The following is a 22696-nucleotide window of genomic DNA, read 5'->3' as shown; positions in this document are numbered from 1 at the left end:
GCGCGGGCCGGGGGCGCCGCCGAACTGGCCGCCGTTCTCACCGAGGCGGGCGCCGCGGTCACCGTCGAGGCCTGTGACCTGACCGACCGGGCGGCCGTGGACCGGCTGCTGGCCGGCGTTCCGGCCGAGCACCCGCTGACCGCGGTCGTGCACGCCGCCGGCGTGCTCGACGACGGGGTGGTCACCGCGCTGACGCCCGAGCGGCTCGCCGCCGTCCTGCGGCCCAAGGCCGACGCCCTGTGGCACCTGCACCGGGCCACCGGCGGCCTCGACCTGGCCGCCTTCACGGTGTTCTCCTCCTTCTCCGGCACGGCCGGCGCGCCCGGCCAGGGCAACTACGCGGCCGCCAACGCCTTCGCCGACGCACTGGTGCACCACCGCCGCGCCGCCGGGCTGCCCGCCCAGTCGCTCGGCTGGGGGCCGTGGGCGCCCGCAGGCGGGATGACCGGCGGCCTCACCGCCGCCGACCTCGACCGGCTGGCCGCGGCCGGCACCCCGGCGCTGTCCGCCGCCGACGGCCTCGCCCTGTTCGACGCCGCGCTCACCCGGCCGCAGGCCGTGCTGCTGCCCGTCCGGCTGGACCTGCCGGTCCTGCGGGCCGGCCGGGAGGTGCCCCCGCTGCTGCGCGGACTGATCCGCACCCCCGCCCGGCGCGCCGCCGCGGCCGCCACCGAGGCCGCCGTCGAGCTGGTCCGCGCCGAGGTCGCCGCCGTGCTGCGGCACGCCGACCCGGCCGAGGTCGACCCGCAGCGTCCGTTCCAGGACCTCGGCTTCGACTCGCTCACCGCCGTCGAACTGCGCAACCGGCTCGGTGCCGCGACCGGCCTGCGGATCCGCGCCACCGTCGTCTTCGACCACCCGACCGTGGCCGCGCTGGCCGAGCACGTGCTGGACGGACTGACGGGTGCCCAGGCTCCCGCGGCCCCGGCACCGGTACGCGCCGCCGACGCCGACGATCCGATCGTCATCGTCGGCATGAGCTGCCGCTACCCCGGCGGCGTCGCCTCGCCCGAGGACCTGTGGCGGCTGCTCCACGAGGGCACCGACGCCGTCTCCGGGCTGCCCACCGACCGCGGCTGGGACCTGGACGCGCTCTACCACCCGGACCCGGACCACCTGGGCACCAGCTACACCCGGTTCGGCGGCTTCCTGCACGAGGCCGCCGACTTCGACCCGGCCTTCTTCGGCATGAGCCCGCGCGAGGCGCTGGCCACCGACGCCCAGCAGCGGCTGCTGCTGGAGGCCTGCTGGGAGGCGGTGGAGCGCTCCGGGATCGACCCGGTCGCGCTGCGCGGCAGCCGCACCGGCGTCTTCGCCGGCGTGATGTACAACGACTACTCCGCGCTGCTGGCCGGCGGCCGGTTCGAGGGCCACCAGGGCAGCGGCACCTCGCCGAGCATCGCCTCCGGGCGGGTCTCCTACACCCTGGGCCTGGAGGGTCCGGCGGTCACCGTGGACACCGCGTGCTCCTCCTCGCTGGTCGCCATGCACTGGGCGATGCAGGCGCTGCGGACCGGCGAGTGCACCCTCGCGCTGGCCGGCGGCGTCACGGTGATGTCCACCCCGACCTCGCTGATCGAGTTCTCCCGCCAGCGCGGCCTGGCCCCGGACGGGCGCTGCAAGGCCTTCTCCGACCGGGCCGACGGGGTCGGCTGGTCCGAGGGCGTCGGCGTGCTGGTGCTGGAGCGGCTCTCCGACGCCCGGCGCAACGGGCACCCGGTGCTCGCGGTGGTGCGCGGCTCGGCGGTCAACCAGGACGGCGCCTCCAACGGCCTCACCGCCCCCAACGGGCCGTCCCAGCAGCGCGTCATCCGCGCCGCCCTCGCCAACGCCGGGCTGACCGCGGGCGAGGTCGACGTGGTCGAGGCGCACGGCACCGGCACCCCGCTCGGCGACCCGATCGAGGCCCAGGCGCTGCTGGCCACCTACGGGCAGGACCGCGAACTCCCGCTGCTGCTCGGCTCGGTGAAGTCCAACCTGGGCCACACCCAGGCCGCCGCCGGCGTCGCCGGGGTGATCAAGACCGTGCTCGCCATGCGGCACGGCGTGGTCCCGCGCACCCTGCACGCCGCCGAGCCGTCCTCCCACGTGGACTGGGAGGAGGGCGCGGTCGAGCTGCTCACCGAGGAGACGCCCTGGCCGGAGACCGGGCGTCCGCGCCGGGCCGGCGTCTCCTCCTTCGGCTTCAGCGGCACCAACGCCCACGTCATCCTGGAACAGGCCCCCGCCGCCGTCAGCGCGCCGCCCGTCCCGAGCGTCGCGGAGCCCGTCCTGCTCTGGCCGCTGGCCGGGCGCAGCCCCGCCGCGCTGCGGGACCAGGCCGCCCGGCTGCGGTCCTTCGTCACCGCCCGCCCCGGACTGCGCCCGGCCGACGTCGGGCTCGCGCTCGCCACCACCCGCTCCGCGTTCGGCCACCGCGCGGTGGCCGCCGGCGCCGACCGGGACGAACTGCTCGCCGCCCTGGCCTCGTTGGCGGCCGGTGAGCCGGCCGCCGGGCTGGTCACGGGCGAGAGCGGCGGCGGGCGGCTCGCCCTGCTGTTCGCCGGCCAGGGCGCTCAGCGCCTCGGCGCCGGGCGCGAACTCGCCGAGCGGTTCCCGGTGTTCGCCCGGGCCCTGGAAGAGGTGCTGGCCGAGTTCGGCCCCCGGCTGGAGCGCCCGCTGCGCGAGGTCCTGTACGGCGACGACGAGCAGCTGCTGAACCGGACCGGCTGGGCCCAGCCCGCCGTCTTCGCGGTCGAGGTCGCGCTGTTCCGCCTGCTCGACTCCCTGGGCGTGCGGCCCGACCTGCTGCTCGGCCACTCGATCGGCGCCGTCGCCGCGGCGCACTGCGCCGGCGTCCTCACCCTGGCCGACGCCTGCGCGCTGGTCGCCGCCCGGGCCCGGCTGATGGACGCGCTGCCCGAGGGCGGCGCCATGGTCTCGGTCGAGGCCGCCGAGGAGGAGGTGCTGCCCCGCCTGGTGCCGGGCGTCGCCCTCGCGGCCGTCAACGGCCCCCGGGCCGTGGTGCTCTCCGGCCTGGCCGACGAAGTCCTGCGGATCGCCGGCGAGTTCGCCGCCGAGGGCCGCCGGACCAAGCGGCTGGCCGTCTCGCACGCCTTCCACTCGCCGCTGATGGAGCCGATGCTGGCGGAGTTCCGCGAGGCCGTCGCCGCCCTGGAGTTCCACCCGCCGCGCATCCCGTTCGTCTCCGACACCACCGGCGAACCCGCCACCGAGGCCGAACTGCGCTCCCCGGACTACTGGGTCGAGCACGTCCGGCAGGCCGTGCGCTTCGCCGACGCGGTGCGCACCGCCCGCGCGGCCGGCGCCGTCACCTTCCTGGAGCTCGGCCCCGACGGCGTGCTGTCCGCACTGGCCGAGGACGTCCTGGCCGGCGACACCGCCGTGACGGCCGTCCCGCTGCTGCGGGCCGGCCGCCCCGAGGAACGCTCCACCGCCGGGGCCCTGGCCGCCCTGCACGTGCGCGGCCACGCCCCGGACTGGGCCGCCCTGTACGCCGGCACCGGCGCCCGGCCCGTCGAACTGCCCACCTACGCCTTCCAGCACGAGCGCTACTGGCCCGAGGCCGAGCCCGGCACGGCCGCCCCGGCCGCCGACCCGGCCGACGCCGCCCTGTGGGGAGCCGTCGAGCGCGGCAGCGCCGCCGAACTCGCCGGGCTGCTGGGCCTGCGCGACGAACAGCACGCCGGCCTGTACGCCCTGCTCCCGGCCCTCGCCGACTGGCGCCGCACCCGGCACGAGAAGACCCTGCTGGACGCCGCCCGCTACCGGGTGCGCTGGCAGCCCCTCCGGCCCACCGCCGCGCCGGTGCTCGACGGCAGCTGGCTGGTGGTCACCGCCGAGGGCGTGGACGACGCCGAGCTGCTCGCCGCGCTGCGCGGCCACGGGGCCCGGCTGGAACGGCTGGTGCTCGACGAGGCCTGCCACGACCGGGCCGAACTCGCCCACCGGGTCGAGGGGTTCGGCGAACTGGCCGGAATCCTGTCGCTGCTCCCGCTGGCCGACTGGCCCACCCCCGGGCCCGGCCTGCCAGCCGGCCTCGCGCTGGGCGCCGTGCTCGCCCAGGCCCTGGGCGACCTTCGCTCGGCCGTCCCGCTGTGGACCGTCACCCGCGGCGCGGTCTCCACCGGACCGGCCGACCCGCTCACCAACCCCGTCCAGGCCGCCTCCTGGGGCTTCGGCCGGGTGGCCGCCCTGGAGCGGCCGCAGGCGCCGGGCGGCCTGGTCGACCTGCCGCCGGTGCTGGACGCGCCGACCGTGCAGGGCCTGGTCGGCGTCCTGGCAGGCGGAGGCCGCCGCAGCGGCGAGGACCAGGTCGCGCTGCGCGGCACCGCCGTGTACGGCCGCCGCCTGGTGCGCCACCCCGTCGACGAGCTGCCCCGGGCCGAGGAGTTCACCGCCGACGGCACCGTGCTGGTCACCGGCGGCACCGGCGCCCTCGGCGCCGAGACGGCCCGCTGGCTGGCCCGGGCCGGCGCCCGGCACCTGCTGCTGACCGGCCGCCGCGGCCCGCAGGCGCCCGGGGTCGCCGAACTGGTCGCGGAACTGGCCGAGCTGGGCGCCACCGCCACCGTGCTGGCCTGCGACGCGGCCGACCGGGACGCGCTCGCCGCGGCCCTGGCCGCCGTTCCGGCCGAGCACCCGCTGACCGGCGTGGTGCACGCCGCCGGACTCGGCCAGGCCGCCCCGCTGGCCGACACCCCGGCCGAGGAGCTGCACCGCCTTACCGCCGCCAAGCTGCACGGCGCCGCCCACCTCGACGCCCTGCTCGCCGACCACGACCTGGACTTCTTCGTCCTGTTCTCCTCCGTCGCGGGGGTCTGGGGCAGCGCCGGTCAGAGCGCCTACGCCGCCGCCAACGCCTACCTGGACGCGCTCGCCGAGAACCGCCGGGCGCGCGGCCTGACCGCCACCTCGATCGCCTGGGGCCCGTGGGCGGGCGCCGGGATGGCCGCCCACGAGGCGGTCTCCGACGGCCTGCGCCGCCAGGGGCTGCGCCTCCTCGCCGTGGAGAGCGCGCTCACCGAGCTGCGCCGCGCGATCGTCCACGAGGACACCGCGGTGACCGTCGCGGACGTCGACTGGGAGCGTTACGCCCCGGTCTTCACCGCCGCCCGCCCCAGCGCGCTGTTCGACGAGATCCCCGAGGTCCGGGCACTGGCCCGGACCGCCGCCGCCGGCACCGGCGCCGCCACCGACCTGGCCCGCCGGCTGCGCGGGCTGGCCGGCCCGGAGCGGGACCGGCTGCTGGTGGACCTGGTGCGCCGCGAGGCGGCCGTGGTCCTCGGCCACGGCTCCGCCGACGGGGTGCCGGAGAAGCGGGCCTTCCGGGACGCCGGCTTCGACTCGCTGACCGCCGTCGAGCTGCGCAAGCGGCTGGCCGCCCTGACGGGGCTGTCGCTGCCCAGCACGCTGGCCTTCGACTACCCCAACCCGCTCGCCCTGGCGGCGTTCCTCGGCGAGGAACTGCTCGGCGTGGAGGCGGAGACGGCGGACCGCCGGACCACCGTGGCCGACCCCGCCGAGCCGATCGCCATCGTCGGCATGGGCTGCCGCTTCCCCGGCGGCGCCGCCGGCCCCGAGGAGCTGTGGCGGCTGGTCGCCGAGGGACTGGACGCCACCTCCGAGTTCCCGGACAACCGCGGCTGGGACGACGGACTCTACGACCCGGACCCGGACGCCAACGGCCGCACCTACTCCACCCGCGGCGGCTTCCTGCACCAGGCCGGCGAGTTCGACGCCGCCTTCTTCGGCATCTCCCCGCGCGAGGCCCTCGCGATGGACCCCCAGCAGCGCCTGCTGCTGGAGACCACCTGGGAGGCCTTCGAGTCCGCGGGCATCGACCCGACCTCGGTGCACGGCAGCGCCACCGGCACGTTCATCGGATCCACGTACCAGGAGTACGGGCTCGGCATGGACGACAGCTCGGCCGGACACGCCGTCACCGGCACCAGCCCGAGCGTGCTCTCCGGCCGGCTCGCCTACCTGCTCGGCCTGGAGGGCCCGGCCGTCACCGTCGACACCGCCTGCTCCTCCTCGCTGGTCGCCCTGCACCTGGCCTGCCAGTCGCTGCGCGGCGGCGAGAGCAGCCTCGCGCTGGCCGGCGGTGCCACCGTGATGACCAACCCGAACGCCTTCATCGCCTTCAGCCGTCAGCGCGCGCTGGCCGCCGACGGCCGCTGCAAGGCCTTCTCCGAGGCCGCCGACGGGATGACCCTCGCCGAGGGCGTGGGCGTCCTGGTGCTGGAGCGGCTCTCCGACGCCGAGCGCAACGGCCACCCGGTGCTCGCCGTGATCCGCGGCTCGGCGATCAACCAGGACGGCGCCTCCAACGGCCTCACCGCCCCCAACGGGCCCTCCCAGCGACGCGTCATCCGCCAGGCCCTCGAGAACGCCGGGCTCACCGCGGCCGACGTCGACGCCGTCGAGGCGCACGGCACCGGCACCGCCCTCGGCGACCCGATCGAGGCCCAGGCGCTCCAGGCCGCCTACGGGCGCGACCGCGACCCGCAGCGCCCGCTGCTGCTCGGCTCGGTGAAGTCCAATCTCGGGCACACCCAGTCGGCGGCCGGCGTGGCCGGGGTGATCAAGATGGTCCAGGCGCTGCGGCACGGACTGCTGCCGCGCACCCTGCACGCCGACCAGCCCTCCTCGCACATCGACTGGACCCCGGGCACCGTCGCCCTGCTCCAGGAACCGGTGGCCTGGCCGGCCGGCGAACGGACCCGCCGCTGCGCGGTCTCCTCCTTCGGCATCAGCGGCACCAACGCCCACGTCCTCCTGGAGGAAGCCCCGGCGGCCGTCCCGGCCCCGGAGCTCCCGCAGGCCCCGGACGCCCCGGCCGGCGGCCCGGTCCCGTGGGTGCTCTCCGCCCGTACGCCCGCCGCGCTGCGCGCCCAGGCCGCCCGGCTGGCCGAGCACCTGGAGGCCGAGCCGGGCCCGTGCCCGCGCGACGTCGGACACGCGCTGCTGACCACCCGTACGCTGTTCGAGCACCGCGCCGTGGTGCTCGGCGCCGACCCGGCCGAACTGCGCGCCGGTCTGGCCGCGTTCGCCGCCGGTGGCTCCGCGCCGAACACCGTGCACGGCCTCGCCGAGGGCACCGGCCGGACGGTCTTCGTCTTCCCCGGCCAGGGCTCCCAGTGGGCCGGCATGGCCGCCGAACTGCTCGACGAGTCACCGGTGTTCGCCGAACGGCTGGCCGAGTGCGCGGCCGCGCTGTCGGCGCACGTCGACTGGTCGCTGCTCGACGTGCTGCGGCAGGCCGACGGCGCGCCCGGCCTGGACCGGGTGGACGTGGTACAGCCGGCCACCTTCGCGGTGATGGTGGCGCTGGCCGCGCTGTGGCGCGCCCACGGGGTGCACCCCGACGCGGTGATCGGGCACTCCCAGGGCGAGGTCGCCGCCGCCGTGGTCGCCGGGGCGCTCTCCCTGGAGGACGGCGCCCGGGTGGTCGCCCTGCGCAGCCGGCTGATCGGCCGCGTACTGGCCGGCTCCGGCGGGATGGTCTCGGTGCCGCTGCCGGCCGCCGAGGCCGAGGAGCGGATACGCCCGCACGGCGACGGGCTGGGCATCGCCGCCGTGAACGGCCCGCGGACCGTCGTGGTGTCCGGACCGGCCAAGCAACTCGACTCGCTGATGGCCGAGTTCGAGGCCGAGGGGATACGCGCCCGGCGGATCAGCGTCGACTACGCCTCGCACTCCGCCCAGGTCGAACTGCTCGCCGGGGAACTGGTGGCGGTCCTCGCCCCGATCCGCCCGCGCGCCGCGGAGGTGCCGTTCCACTCCACCGTCACCGGCGAGCGGCTGGACACCACCGCCCTGGACGCCGAGTACTGGTACCGCAACCTGCGGCAGCCGGTGCGCTTCGACCCCGCGGTCCGTGAACTGATCGCCCAGGGCCACGAGTTGTTCATCGAGGTCAGCCCGCACACGGTGCTCAGCATGGCCATCGAGGCCACCGCCGAGGACTGCGCCGGCCGGGCCGCCGCCGTCGGCACCCTGCGGCGGGACAAGGGCGGCACGGCCCGGTTCCTCGGCTCGCTCGCCGAGGCATTCGTCCGCGGCGCCCGGGCCGACTGGTCCGGCCTGCTGGCCGGGGCCCGGCCGGTCCCGCTCCCCACCTACGCCTTCCAGCACGAGCACCTGTGGGCCGTCGCCCCCCGGCCCGGAGGGGAGCCGGAGGACGGCGAGTTCTGGAGCGCCGTCGAGGAGGCCGACGTCGAGTCGCTGGCCGCCCGGCTGCGCATCGACAGCGGCGCGCTCGCCCCGGTGCTGCCCGCGCTCTCCGACTGGCACCGGCGCCGCCGGGACCGCTCCACCGTCGGCACCTGGCGCTACCGGGCGGCCTGGAAGCCGCTCGGCAACGCCGCCGCCACCGCCCCCACCGCCGCCGCCCGGCTGGAGGGCACCTGGCTGCTGGTCAGCACCGCGCCGGACACCGTCCCCGGCACCGGGCCGGACACCGTGCCGGTGGCCGGACAGGACGTCGTCGAGGCGCTGGCCGCCCACGGCGCCCGGATCGAGCACCTCGTCCTGGACGGCGAGTGCACCGACCGGCAGCGGCTCGCCCATCGGCTCGCCGCCCTGGACGGTACCGAGCTCACCGGGATCGTCTCCCTGCTCGCCACCGCCGAACGGCCCGCCGAGCGCCACCCCGCGCTGCCCGAGGGCCTCGCGCTCACCCTCGCGCTGATCCAGGCCCTCGGCGACACCGGACGGGACGCCCCGCTGTGGTGCCTCACCCGGGACGCCGTCGCCGCCATTCGCGGCGACCGGCTCGCCCACCCGGTGCAGGCGCAGGTCCACGGCCTCGGCTGGACCGCCGCGCTGGAACACCCCCAGCGCTGGGGCGGCGTGATCGACCTGCCCGAACGGCTCGACGAACGCGGCGGCGAACGGCTGGCCGCCGTGCTGGCCGGTGCCCTCGCGGGCTCCGGCGAGGACCAGGTGGCGATCCGCCCGTCCGGCGCGTACGCCCGCCGGATCGTCCGGGCCGAACCGGCGACCGCCCGCCCGGCGGCCGCGCCGCGCGGCACCGTCCTGATCACCGGCGGCACCGGCACCCTGGCCCCGCACCTGGCTCGCCGGCTCGCCGCCGACGGCGCCGAGCGGATCGTGCTGACCAGCCGCCGCGGCCCGGACGCCCCCGGCGCCGCCGAGCTGCTCGCCGAGCTCGCCGCCCTCGGCTGCGAGGCCGCGATGGTCGCCTGCGATCTCACCGACCGGGACGCCGTCGCCCGGATGCTCGACGCCCTGGCCGCCGACGGCCACCCCGTGCGCACCGTGGTGCACACCGCCGCCGTCATCGAGCTGCTGACCATCGAGGAGACCACCCCCGAGGCCTTCGCCAAGGTCCTGCACGCCAAGGCCACCGGAGCCAGGCACCTGGACGAACTCCTGCCCGACGACCAGCTCGACGCCTTCGTGCTGTACTCCTCCACGGCCGGGATGTGGGGCAGCGGCCGGCACGCCGCCTACGTCGCCGGCAACGCCTACCTCAACGCGCTCGCCGAGCACCGCCGCGCCCGCGGCGGCCGGGCGACCGCCGTCTCCTGGGGCATCTGGGCCGACGACCTCAAGCTCGGCCGGGTCGACCCCGGGCAGATCCGCCGCAGCGGACTGGTCTTCATGGACCCGGCCCTCGCCCTGGACGGGCTGCGCCAGGCCCTCGACGGGGACGAGCGGGTGCTGGTTATCGCCGACGTCGACTGGGAGCGGTACCACCCGGTCTTCACCTCCGGCCGCCCCACCGCGCTGTTCGAGGACGTCCCCGAGGTGCGACGGCTCGCCGAGGCCGGCCGGCAGGCCACCGGAGACGGCGAGTTCGCCGCCCGGCTGCGCGCCCTGCCGGTCGCCGAGCAGGAGCGCCGGCTGCTGGACCTGGTCCGCGCCGAGGCGGCCACCACGCTCGGCCACGCCTCGCCCGAGGTGCTGTCCGAGCAGCGGGCCTTCCGCGACGTCGGCTTCGACTCGCTGACCGCCGTCGACCTGCGCAACCGGCTGGCCGCCGCCACCGGACTGACCCTGCCCAGCACCCTGGTCTTCGACCACCCCGACCCGCGCGCCCTGGTCCGCCACCTGCGCGAGCGGATCGCCGGGACGGGCGCCGCCGCACCCGTGCCCGACACCGGCCCGGCCACCACGAACGAGCCGATCGCCATCATCGGCATGAGCTGCCGCTACCCCGGCGGCGTCGCCTCCCCCGATGACCTCTGGCGACTGGTCGCCGCCGGCGGCGACGCCATCACCGAGTTCCCCGCCGACCGCGGCTGGGACACCGAGGGGCTCTACGACCCGGACCCGGACGCGCCCGGCCGCACCTACTCGGTGCGCGGTGGGTTCCTGCGCGAGGTCGCCGACTTCGACGCCGCCTTCTTCGGCATCTCCCCGCGCGAGGCGATCGCGATGGACCCGCAGCAGCGCCTGCTGCTGGAGAGCGCCTGGGAGGCGGTCGAGCGGGCCGGGCTCGACCCGGCCGCGCTGCGCGGCAGCCGCACCGGCACCTTCATCGGCGCCAGCTACCAGGACTACACCCCCGGCGACTCCGTCCAGGACGGCGCCGAGGGCCACCTGGTCACCGGCACCATCCCCAGCGTGCTGTCCGGCCGGATCTCCTACACCTTCGGTTTCGAGGGCCCGGCCGTCACCCTCGACACCGCCTGCTCCTCCTCGCTGGTCGCCCTGCACCTGGCCTGCCAGTCGCTGCGCAACGGGGAGAGCAGCCTCGCACTGGCCGGCGGCGTCAGCGTGATGGCCACCCCGAACGCCTTCGTCGGCTTCAGCCGCCAGCGCGCGATGGCCGCCGACGGCCGCTGCAAGGCCTACGCCGAGGCCGCCGACGGCATGAGCCTCGCCGAGGGCGTCGGCCTGGTCCTGGTCGAGCGGCTCTCCGACGCCCAACGCCTCGGCCACCCGGTGCTCGCGGTGGTGCGCGGCTCGGCGGTCAACCAGGACGGCGCCTCCAACGGCCTCACCGCCCCCAACGGGCCGTCCCAGCAGCGCGTCATCCGCGCCGCCCTCGCCGACGCCCGGCTGGCCGCGAGCGAGGTCGACGTGGTGGAAGGGCACGGCACCGGTACCGCCCTCGGCGACCCGATCGAGGCCCAGGCGCTGCTGGCCACCTACGGGCAGGACCGCGAACTCCCGCTGCTGCTCGGCTCGGTGAAGTCCAACCTGGGCCACACCCAGATGGCCTCCGGGGTCGCCGGGGTGATCAAGACCGTGCTCTCCATGCGGCACGGCCGGGTGCCGGCCAGCCTGCACATCGACCGGCCGTCCAGCCACGTCGAGTGGAGCGACGGCGCCGTCGAGCTGCTCACCGAGGCCCGTGACTGGCCGGACACCGGCCGCCCCCGCCGGGCCGGCGTCTCCTCCTTCGGCCTCAGCGGCACCAACGCGCACGTGGTCCTGGAACAGGGCCCCGGCATGCCGCCGGCCGCCGCGCCGGAGGAGGGCCAGGCCCTGCCCGTCGTGCTCTCGGCCCGCACCGACGAGGCGCTGCGCGACCAGGCCGCCCGACTGCTCGCCGTCCTGGACCGGCAGCCCGAACCGCCGCTCGCCGACCTGGCGTTCTCGCTCGCCACCACCCGGGCCGCGCTCGACCGGCGGGCCGCCGTCAGCACCGCTGACCCGGTGGACCTGCGCCGCGCCCTCACCGCCCTGCGCGACGGGCTGCCCGACGCGGCCCTGGTCACCGGCCGGCCGGTCGGCGGCGGCCTGGCCTTCCTGTTCACCGGCCAGGGCAGCCAGTACGCCGGCATGGGCCGTGAGCTGTACCGGCGGTACCCGGTCTACGCCGAGGCGCTGGACGCGGTGCTGGCCCGCTTCGACCTCGTGGGACCGGACCCGGACGGTGCCGGCCCCGACCGTGGACTCCCCCTCCGTGACGTGTTGTTCGCGGTGGAGGGGTCGGTGGAGGCGGGGTTGCTGGATGACACGGGGTTCGCGCAGCCGGCGTTGTTCGCGCTGGAGGTGGCGTTGTTCCGGCTGGTGGAGTCGTGGGGTGTGCGGCCGGACTTCGTGGTGGGTCATTCGGTGGGGGAGCTGGCGGCCGCGCACGTGGCCGGGGTGTTCTCGCTGGAGGACGCGTGCACGCTGGTGGCGGCCCGGGCGCGGTTGATGTCGGCGCTGCCCGGTGGGGGAGCGATGGTGTCGGTCGAGGCGGCGGAGGAGGAGGTGCTGCCGTTGCTGACGGACGGCGTGTCGATCGCCGCCGTCAACGGCCCGCGCGCCGTCGTCCTCTCCGGCGACGAGAGCGAAGTCCTGCGCATCGCCGCCGGGTTCGGCGACCGGCGGACCAGGCGGCTGCGGGTCTCGCACGCCTTCCACTCTCCGCACATGGAGCCGATGCTCGACGCCTTCGCCCGGGTCGCGGCGGCCCTCACCCGGCACGCCCCGGCGATCCCGCTGATCTCCACCGTGACCGGAGCGCCCGCCGGCGCCGAGGACCTCGGCGCCCCCGACTACTGGGTCCGGCAGGTGCGCGGCACCGTCCGGTTCGCCGACGCCGTCCGCGCCCTCGCCGGGCGCGGCGCCGGACTGCTGCTCGAACTCGGGCCGGACGGCACCCTCACCGCCGCGGCCCGGGACACCCTCGGGGACGACGGCGCGCTCCCCGGCGCCGCCGCGCTGCGCCGCGGCCGGCCCGAAGTCCCCACCCTCGGCACCGCGCTGGCCACGCTCTTCGTCCACGGCACCCGGCCGCACTGGCCCGCCGTCTTCGAGGGCACCGGCGCCCGCCGCACCGACCTGCCCACCTACCCCTTCCAGCGGCAGCGCTACTGGCCCGAGGCCGGCCGGCCCGCGCCGGCCGGCACCGATCCGGTGGACGCCGCGTTCTGGGCGGCCGTCGACCAGGGCGACCTGAGCGCCCTCGACGCCGGACTGGACCTCGACCGGGACACCGTCGCCGCGCTGGCCGGCTGGCGCCGGGGCCGGCGCGAGCACGCGGCCGTCGACGCATGGCGCTACCGCGCCTCCTGGACCCCGCTCGACGCCGCCGTCAGCACCGGCAGCACCGGCAGCGGCCCGGCGGCCGGCCGCTGGCTGGTCCTCGCCACCGAGCCCGTGCCGTGGCTGGAGCGGGTCGTTGACCAGCCCGTACCGCTGATCACCCCGGCCGGTGCCGACCGGGCCGCGCTCGCCGAACTCCTGCGCGCAGCCGCCCGGGAGAGCGACGGGTTCACCGGCGTGCTCTCCCTGCTCGCCCTCGGCAGCGACCCGCTCGCGGCCACCGCCACCGCCGTCCAGGCCCTCGGCGACGCCGACCTGTCGGCCCCGCTGTGGTGCCTCACCCGCGGCGCCGTCTCCACCGGCCGCTCCGACCGGCCCGCCGATCCCCGGCAGGCCGCCGTCTGGGGCCTCGGACGCTCCGCCGCCCTCGAACTGCCCGCCCGCTGGGGCGGCTTGGTCGACCTGCCGGACCTGTCGGAGCCGTCGGAGCCGTCCGGGCAGCGGGACGGCACCGCGCAGCCGGCCGGCACCGCGCAGCCGGACAACACCGCGCAGCCGGACGACACCGTGCTGCGCCGACTGGCCGCCGCGCTCACCCGCACCGACGGCGAGGACCAGCTCGCCGTCCGCGCCTCCGGCACCTTCGCCCGCCGCCTGGTGCGGCACCCGATCGGCGACCGGCCGGCCACCCGGCCGTACGCGCCCCGCGGCACCGTGCTGATCACCGGCGGCACCGGCGGCCTCGGCGGCCATCTCGCCCGCCACCTGGCCGAACGGGGCGCCGGACACCTGTTGCTGCTCAGCCGGAGCGGCGCCGACGCCCCGGGCGCCGACCGGCTGCGCGCCGACCTCGCCGCCCTCGGGACGGAGGCCACCCTGGTCGCCTGCGACGTCGCCGACCGCGACGCCCTCGCGGCCGTCCTCGCCGCCGTACCGGCCGACCGGCCGCTCAGCGCGGTGTTCCACACCGCCGGCGTGGTGGCCGACGGCACCCTCGACACCCTGGACGCCGACCGCTTCGCCGAGGTGCTCCGGCCCAAGGCCGACGCGGCCCGGCACCTGGACGACCTGACCCGTGAGGCCGACCTCGACGCCTTCGTCCTGTTCACCTCCACCGCCGGCACCCTCGGTGCCGCGGGCCAGGCCAACTACGCCGCAGCCAACGCCCACCTCGACGCCCTCGCCGAACAGCGGCGAGCCGACGGCCGTCCCGCCACCGCGATCGCCTGGGGCCCGTGGGCCGGCGAGGGGATGGCCGGGGCCGGCAGCGGGGTCGAACAGCGGGTCCGCCGGGGCGGATACGCGCCGATGGCGCCCGGGCGCGCCCTGGCCGCCCTCGGCCACGCCCTCGACCACCAGGACACCGCGCTCACCGTCGCCGACATCGACTGGCAGCGCTTCGCCGCCGTGTTCACCGCCCAACGCCCGTTCCCGCTGATCGCCGACCTGGCCGGGCCGGCCGGGCGCCGCGCCGACGCCGCCCCGGAGTCCGGGCTGCGGCAGCGCGTCGCCGAGCTGCCCGAGCAGGCCCGCCGACGCTTCCTGCTGGACTTCGTACGCAGCCGGGTCGCCGCCGTCCTCGGCCACGCCGGCGGCGACGGAATCGGCGCCGACCAGGCCTTCACCGAGCTCGGTATGGACTCGCTGACCACCGTCGAACTGCGCAACACGCTCACGGCCGCCACCGGGCTCACCCTGTCCGCGACCCTGGTCTACGACCACCCGACCCCGGCGGACCTCGCCGCCCACCTGCTCGCCGAACTCCTCGGCAGCCTGCCGGAGACGGGCCGCACCGCGGCCCCGCGCCCGGTCGCCGAGGACCCGGTGGTGATCACCGGCATGGCCTGCCGCTTCCCCGGCGGCATCGAGACCCCCGAGGACCTGTGGCGGCTGCTGGCCGACGGCGCCGACGCCGTCCGCCCGTTCCCCACCGACCGCGGCTGGGACCTCGACGCCCTCGGACAGGGCGGCTCGGCCACCCTGCACGGCGGCTTCCTCGACGACGTCGGCCGCTTCGACGCGCGCTTCTTCGGCATCTCGCCGCGCGAGGCCCTGGCGATGGACCCGCAGCAGCGGCTCCTGCTGGAGACCTCCTGGGAGGCGCTGGAGCGCTCCGGCATCGCCCCCGACCGGCTGCGCGGCAGCGACACCGGCGTGTTCGTCGGCACCAACGGCCAGGACTACCTGACCGTGCTGCGCCGCGGCACCGCCGACGTGCGCGGCCACGCCGCCACCGGGAACACCGCGAGCGTGCTCTCCGGCCGGCTGTCCTACACCCTCGGGCTGGAGGGCCCGGCCGTCACCGTGGACACCGCCTGCTCCTCCGCCCTGGTGGCGCTCCACCTGGCCGCCCGCGCGCTGCGCGCCGGCGAGTGCTCGCTGGCCCTGGCCGGCGGCGCCTCGGTGATGTCCAGCCCGGACGCCTTCGTCGAGTTCACCGCGCAGGGCGGACTGGCGGCCGACGGCCGCTGCAAGGCCTTCGCCGACGCCGCCGACGGCACCGCGTGGTCCGAGGGTGCGGGCGTCCTCGTGCTGGAGCGGCTCTCCGACGCCCTCCGCAACGGGCGCCCGGTGCTGGCGGTCCTGCGCGGCAGTGCCGTCAACCAGGACGGCGCCTCCAACGGGCTGACCGCCCCGAACGGCCGGGCCCAGCAGCGGGTGATCCGCGCGGCGCTGGCCGACGCGGGCCTGACCGCCGGTGAGGTGGACGCCGTCGAGGCGCACGGCACCGGCACCGCCCTCGGCGACCCGATCGAGGCGCACGCCCTGCAGGCCGCGTACGGGCGGGAGCGTGAACTCCCGCTGCTGGTCGGGTCGGTGAAGTCCAACCTGGGCCACACCCAGGCGGCGGCCGGTGCGGCCGGGGTGATCAAGACGGTGCTGGCCCTGCGGGCCGGCGTCCTGCCGCGCACCCTGCACGTCGACACGCCCTCGCGGCACATCGACTGGACGGCCGGCGCCGTCGAGCTGCTGGCCGAGGCCCGGGAGTGGCCGGAGACCGGCCGCCCGCGCCGGGCCGGCGTCTCGGCCTTCGGGGTCAGCGGCACCAATGCGCACGTGCTGCTCGAACAGGCCCCTCCGGCCGAACCGGCTCCCGAAGCCGCACCGGCCGCCGCTGTTCCGGTGCGGGCCGGTGCCGCGCCCTGGGTGGTGTCCGCCAGGTCCGAGGCCGCGCTGGACGCCTCGCTGGCCCGGCTCGGCGCCGCGGTCGAGGGCGTGTCCGCGCTCGACGTGGCCCACTCGCTGGCCGCCGGCCGGGCCTCCCTCGCCCACCGGGCGGTGCTGCTGGACGGCGTCGAGGTCGCGCGCGGCCTCGCGACGGACCGGGCGGTGGCGTTCCTGTTCTCCGGGCAGGGCTCGCAGCGGCTCGGCATGGGCCGCGAGTCGTACGCCCGGTTCCCGGTGTTCGCGGAGGCCTTCGACGCGGTCTGCGCCCGGCTGGACCAGCACCTGGACCAGCCGCTGCGGGAGGTGGTGTGGGGTGCGGGCGCGGAGCTGCTGAACCGGACGGACTTCGCCCAGGCGGGGTTGTTCGCGGTGGAGGTGGCGCTGTTCCGGCTGGTCGAATCACTTGGCGTGCGGCCGGAGTTCGTGGCCGGTCACTCGATCGGTGAGATCGCCGCCGCGCACGTGGCGGGGGTGTTCTCGCTGGCGGACGCGTGTGCGCTGGTGGCGGCGCGTGGCCGGTTGATGCAGGCGCTTCCGGAGGGTGGCGCGATGCTGGCGATCGAGGCGACGGAGGAGGAGGTCAGGCCGCTGCTCGGCGAGTCCGTCGCGCTGGCGGCCGTGAACGGGCCCACCTCGGTGGTCGTTTCCGGCGCGGAGAAGGCCGTGGAGGCGCTCGGCGAGCACTTCGCCGAGAGGAGGACCAGCCGGCTGCGGGTGTCGCACGCCTTCCACTCGCCGCTGATGGACCCGATGCTGGCGGACTTCCGTGCCGTCCTCAACGGTCTGACGTACCACGCGCCGTCGATCCCGCTGGTCTCCAACCTGACCGGGGAGCTGGTCAGCGGCACGACCGACGCGGACTACTGGGTGCGCCACGTCCGCGAGACCGTCCGCTTCGCCGACGGCCTGGCCACCCTGCTCGGCGCCGGCGCCGGCGCCCTGCTGGAACTGGGCCCGGACGGCGTGCTCAGCGCGCTCGCCCAGCGCTCCACCGGCGAGCACGACTGCGTGGTGGAACCGAGCTGCCGTCACGACCGGCCGGAGGGGCACACCCTGGTCACCGCGCTCGCCCGGCTGCACGTCGCGGGCGTGCCGGTCGACTGGACCGCACTGCTCGCCGGCACCGGCGCGGCCCGCGTCGACCTGCCCACCTACCCGTTCCAGCGCGAGCGGTACTGGCCCGAGCGCGCCCCCGAACCCGCCGCGGCCGGTGGCGACCCGGCGGACGCCGCCTTCTGGTCCGCCGTCGAACGCGCCGACACCGCCGCGCTCGGCACCGCCCTCGGACTGGCGGACGACAGCTCGCTCGCCGAACTGCTGCCCGCACTGTCCACCTGGCGCCGCCGGCAGAGCGCCCGGACCGACGCCGACCGGCTGCGCTACCGCGCCGCCTGGCGGCCGTACGCCGTCCCCGCCGGACCGGAAGCCCTGCCCGAGGGCTGGCTGGCCGTCCTGCCGGCCGGCCGGGCCGACGACCCGTGGACCACGGCGGCGCTCACCGCCCTCGGCCCGGACGTGCTCCGCCTGGAGACCGGCCGGGACGGCCGCGCCGCGCTGGTCGAACGGCTCGCGCCGCACGCCGGGGCGGTCACCGGCGTGATCTCGCTGCTCGCCGCCGAGGACACGCTGCCCACCGGGCTCGCCCGGCCGGACGAACTGCTCGCCGCGCTCGGCGAGGCCGGCATCGAGGCGCCGCTGTGGTGCCTCACCCGGGGAGCCGTCGCCGTCGGCGACACCGAGGCCCCGGACCGCCCCGCCCAGGCCGCCGCCTGGGGCATCGGCCGGGTCATCGCGCTGGAGCACCCGCGGCGCTGGGGCGGCCTGGTCGACCTCGCCGAGGCCCCCGACACCCGCACCGCGGCCCGGCTGCGCGCCCTGCTGACCGCTCCCGACGGTGAGGACCAGCTCGCCCTGCGCCCCTCCGGCGCCTTCGCCCGGCGCCTGGTCCGCGCCACCACGGACGCCGACGCGCGCCCCTGGACCCCGCACGGCACCGTCCTGCTGATCGGCGACCCGGACGGCCACGCGGCGCCCACGGCCCGCTGGCTCGCCCGCAACGGGGCCCGGCAGGTGGTGCTGCTCACCGCGGAGGACACGGCCGACGGCTCGTCCGCCGTCGAGCGGATCGAGGCCGAACTCGCCGGGCACGGCGCCGGACTGAGCGTCGTCACCGGTGCGCCCGGCGACCCCGCCGCCCTGGCCTCCGCGCTCGGCCGGCCCGAGCTCACCGCCGTCCTGCACACCGGCCGCACCGCCGCGCCGGGCACACCCGACGAGCAGCTCGCCGGGCTCCTCGCCGAACTCGCCGCGCTCGACACCGCGCTCGGTGACCGGCCGCTCGACGCCTTCCTGCTGTTCGGGTCCATCGCCGGCACCTGGGGCGTCAAGGGCCGGGCGGACGAGGCCGCCGCCGGCGCCCTCCTGGAGGCCGCCGCCCAGTCCCGCCGGGCCGCCGGACGGGCCGCACTCGCCGTCGCCTGGGGCGCCTGGACCGGCAGCACCCCCGACTCCCTCGCCGCTCACCTGCGCGCCAACGGGCTGCCGCCGATCGCCCCCGAGCGCGCGCTGACCGCACTGGCGGCGGCCGCCGACGGCCCGGCCGCCGTCACCGTCGCCGAGGTCACCTGGGAGCGGTTCGCCCCCGCCTTCGGCGAGACCCGGACCACCCGGCTGTTCGCCGAACTGCCCGGGGCCCGGCGCACCGCGGAGCCGCAGCAGCCGGGCGGTGGATCCGCCCGGGCCGAGGCACTGCGCGCCGACCTGCGCGACCGGTCCGCCGCCGAGCGCACCGAGGCCCTGCTCGCACTCGTCCGGGCCGAGGCCGCCGCCGTGCTCGGCCACGCCGACGCCGACGACGTCCCCGCCGGGCACCCCTTCAAGGACCTCGGCTTCGACTCGCTGACCGCCGTCGACCTGCGTAACCGGCTCGGCACCGCGACCGGCCTGAAGCTGCCCGCCACCCTGGTGTTCGACTACCCGTCCCCGGCGGCCCTGGCCGCCCACCTGCGGGCCGAACTCCTCGACGAGGCGGGGGAGGCCGAACGCCCGGTCGCGGCCGTCGACACCGACGACCCGATCGTGATCGTCGGCATGGGCTGCCGCTACCCCGGCGGCGTCCGCTCGCCCGAGGACCTCTGGCAGCTGCTGCTCGACGGCACGGACGCCATCGGGCCGTTCCCCACCGACCGCGGCTGGGACCTCGACCGGCTCGCCCACGGCGACCGCGACGGCCGCGGCCGCAGCGTCACCGGGCACGGTGGATTCCTGTACGACGCCGCCGAGTTCGACGCGGCCTTCTTCGGCGTCTCGCCGCGCGAGGCGCTGGTCGTCGACCCGCAGCAGCGCCTGCTGCTGGAGACCGCCTGGGAGGCGCTGGAGCGCGCCGGGATCGACCCGGCCGGCCTGCGCGGCGGCGACACCGGCGTGTTCGTCGGCGGCGGCAGCGGCGACTACCGGCCCGCCATCGGCCAGCTCGGCCACGTCGAGACCGCCCAGTCCGCGAGCCTGCTCTCCGGCCGGCTCTCCTACACCCTCGGCCTGGAGGGGCCGTCGGTGAGCGTGGACACCGCGTGCTCCTCCTCGCTGGTCGCCCTGCACCTCGCCGCCCAGGCGCTGCGCGCCGGCGAGTGCTCGCTGGCCCTGGCCGGCGGCGTGACGGTGATGTCCAGCCCGGTCGGCTTCGTCGAGTTCGGCGAGATGGGCGCGCTGTCCCCGGACGGGCGCTGCCGGGCCTTCTCCGACGGGGCCGACGGCACCGGCTGGTCCGAGGGCGTCGGCGTCCTGGTGGTCGAACGGCGCTCCGACGCCGAACGCCTCGGCCACCGGGTACTGGCCGTGCTGCGCGGCTCCGCCGTCAACCAGGACGGCGCGTCCAACGGCATCACCGCGCCCAACGGGCCGTCCCAGCAGCGCGTCATCCGGCGCGCGCTGGCCGGCGCCGGCCTGACACCCGGTGAGGTGGACGCCGTCGAGGCGCACGGCACCGGCACCCGGCTGGGTGACCCGATCGAGGCCCAGGCGCTGCTGGCCACCTACGGCCAGGACCGCGAGCGGCCGGTCCTGATCGGCGCGCTGAAGTCCAACCTGGGCCACACCCAGGCCGCCTCCGGAGTGGGCGGGGTGATCAAGATGGTGCTGGCCATGCGGCACGGCCTGCTGCCGCGCACCCTCCACCTGGACACGCCGTCCGCCCACGTCGACTGGACCGCCGGCGCCGCCGAGCTGCTCACCGAGGCCCGCGACTGGCCCGAGAGCGGCCGCCCGCGCCGGGCCGGCGTCTCGGCGTTCGGCGCCAGCGGCACCAACGCCCACGTGATCCTCGAACAGGCCGCCGAGGAGCCGCCGCCGGCGGCCGGGGACCGTCCGGACGACCGGACCCTGCCCGTCCCGCTCTCCGCCGCCACCCCGGAGGCGCTGCGCGAACAGGCCGCCCGTCTGCTCGACCGGCTCGCCGGCCACCCCGGCCTGACCGTACGGGACCTCGGCCACTCGCTGGCCACCACCCGCGCCCTGCTCGACCACCGGGCCGTGCTGCTCGCCGCCGACCGGGAGGAACTCGTCCGGGGCCTGCGCGCCCTCGCCGACGGGAACCCCGGCGGCGAGGCCGTCCAGGGCTCGGCCCGGAGCGCGAGGACCGCCTTCCTGTTCCCCGGCCAGGGGTCGCAACGCCCCGGCGCCGGAAGCGGGTTGTACGCCTCCGAGCCCGTGTTCGCCGAGGCGCTGGACGCCGTGCTGGCCGGCTTCGAGGGCCGGCTCGCCGGCCCCCTCCGTGAGGTGTTGTTCGCGGTGGAGGGGTCGGTGGAGGCGGGGTTGCTGGATGACACGGGGTTCGCGCAGCCGGCGTTGTTCGCGCTGGAGGTGGCGTTGTTCCGGCTGGTGGAGTCGTGGGGTGTGCGGCCGGACTTCGTGGTGGGTCATTCGGTGGGGGAGCTGGCGGCCGCGCACGTGGCCGGGGTGTTCTCGCTGGAGGACGCGTGCACGCTGGTGGCGGCCCGGGCGCGGTTGATGTCGGCGCTGCCCGGTGGGGGAGCGATGGTCTCGGTCGAGGCGGCGGAGGAGGAGGTGCTGCCGTTGCTGACGGACGGCGTGTCGATCGCCGCCGTCAACGGCCCGCGCGCCGTCGTCCTCTCCGGCGACGCCGACGCCGTCGAGCGCATCGCCGCCGGCCTGGCGGCCGACGGACGCAGGACTAGGCGTTTGCGGGTGAGCCATGCGTTTCACTCCGTACACATGGACGCGATGCTCGACGACTTCGAGCGGACCGCCCGGGGCATCGCCTACACCGCCCCGCGCATCCCGCTCGTCTCCAACCTGACCGGTGAGCTCGTCACCGGGGAGACCGGGGCGCACTACTGGGTCCGGCACGTCCGGGAGGCCGTCCGCTTCGCCGACGGCCTGGCCACCCTGGCCGCCCGCGGCGTGCGCCGCCACCTGGAACTCGGGCCGGACGGCGTGCTGTCCGCCCTGGTTCAGGCCGGCGGGGCCGACCAGGCCGACCCCGCCCGCCCGGTGGTCACCGCGACCGCCCTGCCGCACGGCCGCGACGAACGGACCACCCTGCTGACCGCCGTCGCCCGGCTGCACGCCGACGGGCTGGCACCGCACTGGCCCGCCGTCTTCGAGGGCACCGGCGCCCGCCGGGTCGACCTGCCCACCTACCCGTTCCAGCGGCAGCGCTACTGGCCCGAGCCCACCCCGGCTCCGGCCCCGGCCACCGCCGACGGGGAGTTCTGGACGGTGCTGCGCACCGAGTCCCTCGACGCGCTGGCCGACACCCTCGACGTCGACGGCGACGCGCTCGCCAAGGTCCTCCCAGCGCTGCGCGACTGGCACGACCGGCGCGAGGAGCAGGCCGCCGTGGACGCCCTCCGTCGGCGGATCGTCTGGCAGCCGCTCGACCGGGCCCGCTCCGGCGCCCCGGCCGGCACCTGGCTGGCCGTGCTGCCGGCCGGCCACGGCGACGACGCCTGGGCGCAGACCGTGCTCGGCGCGCTCGGCCCGGACACCGCCCGGCTGACCGTCGCGGCCGGCCTCGACCGCGCCCGCCTCGCCGAGAAGCTCGCCGAACTCCCGGACGCGGGCCGCGGATTCAGCGGAGTGCTGTCCCTCCTGGCGCTCGACGAGAGCACCGCGGACGGCACGCCCGCCGGACCGGCCCGGACCGCCACCCTCCTCCAGGCCCTCGGCGACGCCCGGATCGGCGCCCCGCTGTGGTGCCTCACCAGGGAGGCCGTCGCGGCCGCCCCCGGCGACCGCGTCACCGGCCTGCCGCAGGCCGCGGTCTGGGGACTCGGCCGGGTCGCCGCCCTCGAACTCCCGCAGCGCTGGGGAGGGCTGATCGACCTGCCGGGAACCGTCGACCGGGACGCCGCGGCCCTGCTGGCCGCCGTCCTGGCGGACCCGGCCGGTGAGGACCAGCTCGCCGTCCGCCGCACCGGCCTGTTCGCCCGCCGGCTGGCCGCCACCCCCGGCGGATCCGGCGACGACCAGGGCCTCTGGGAACCCACCGGCACCGTGCTGATCACCGGCGGCACCGGCGCGCTCGGCGGCGAGGTCGCCCGCGGCCTCGCCGCCG

Annotated in this window: 1 protein-coding gene (cut by a window edge); it reads left to right on the top strand. The window is 77.4% G+C overall.

Annotated elements, in window-relative coordinates; all coding sequences use genetic code 11:
* Nucleotides 1–22696 carry part of the coding region annotated (locus HS99_RS12810; RefSeq protein ID WP_107406511.1) for a type I polyketide synthase on the top strand (this coding region is incomplete at its 3' end). 4305 nt of the annotated region lie to the left of the window's left edge, so 22696 of the 27001 annotated nt are shown.

This window comes from Kitasatospora aureofaciens, from assembly GCF_001188955.3.
Lineage (GTDB): Bacteria > Actinomycetota > Actinomycetes > Streptomycetales > Streptomycetaceae > Kitasatospora > Kitasatospora aureofaciens.
This window is presented reverse-complemented; position numbering and strand designations above follow the sequence as displayed.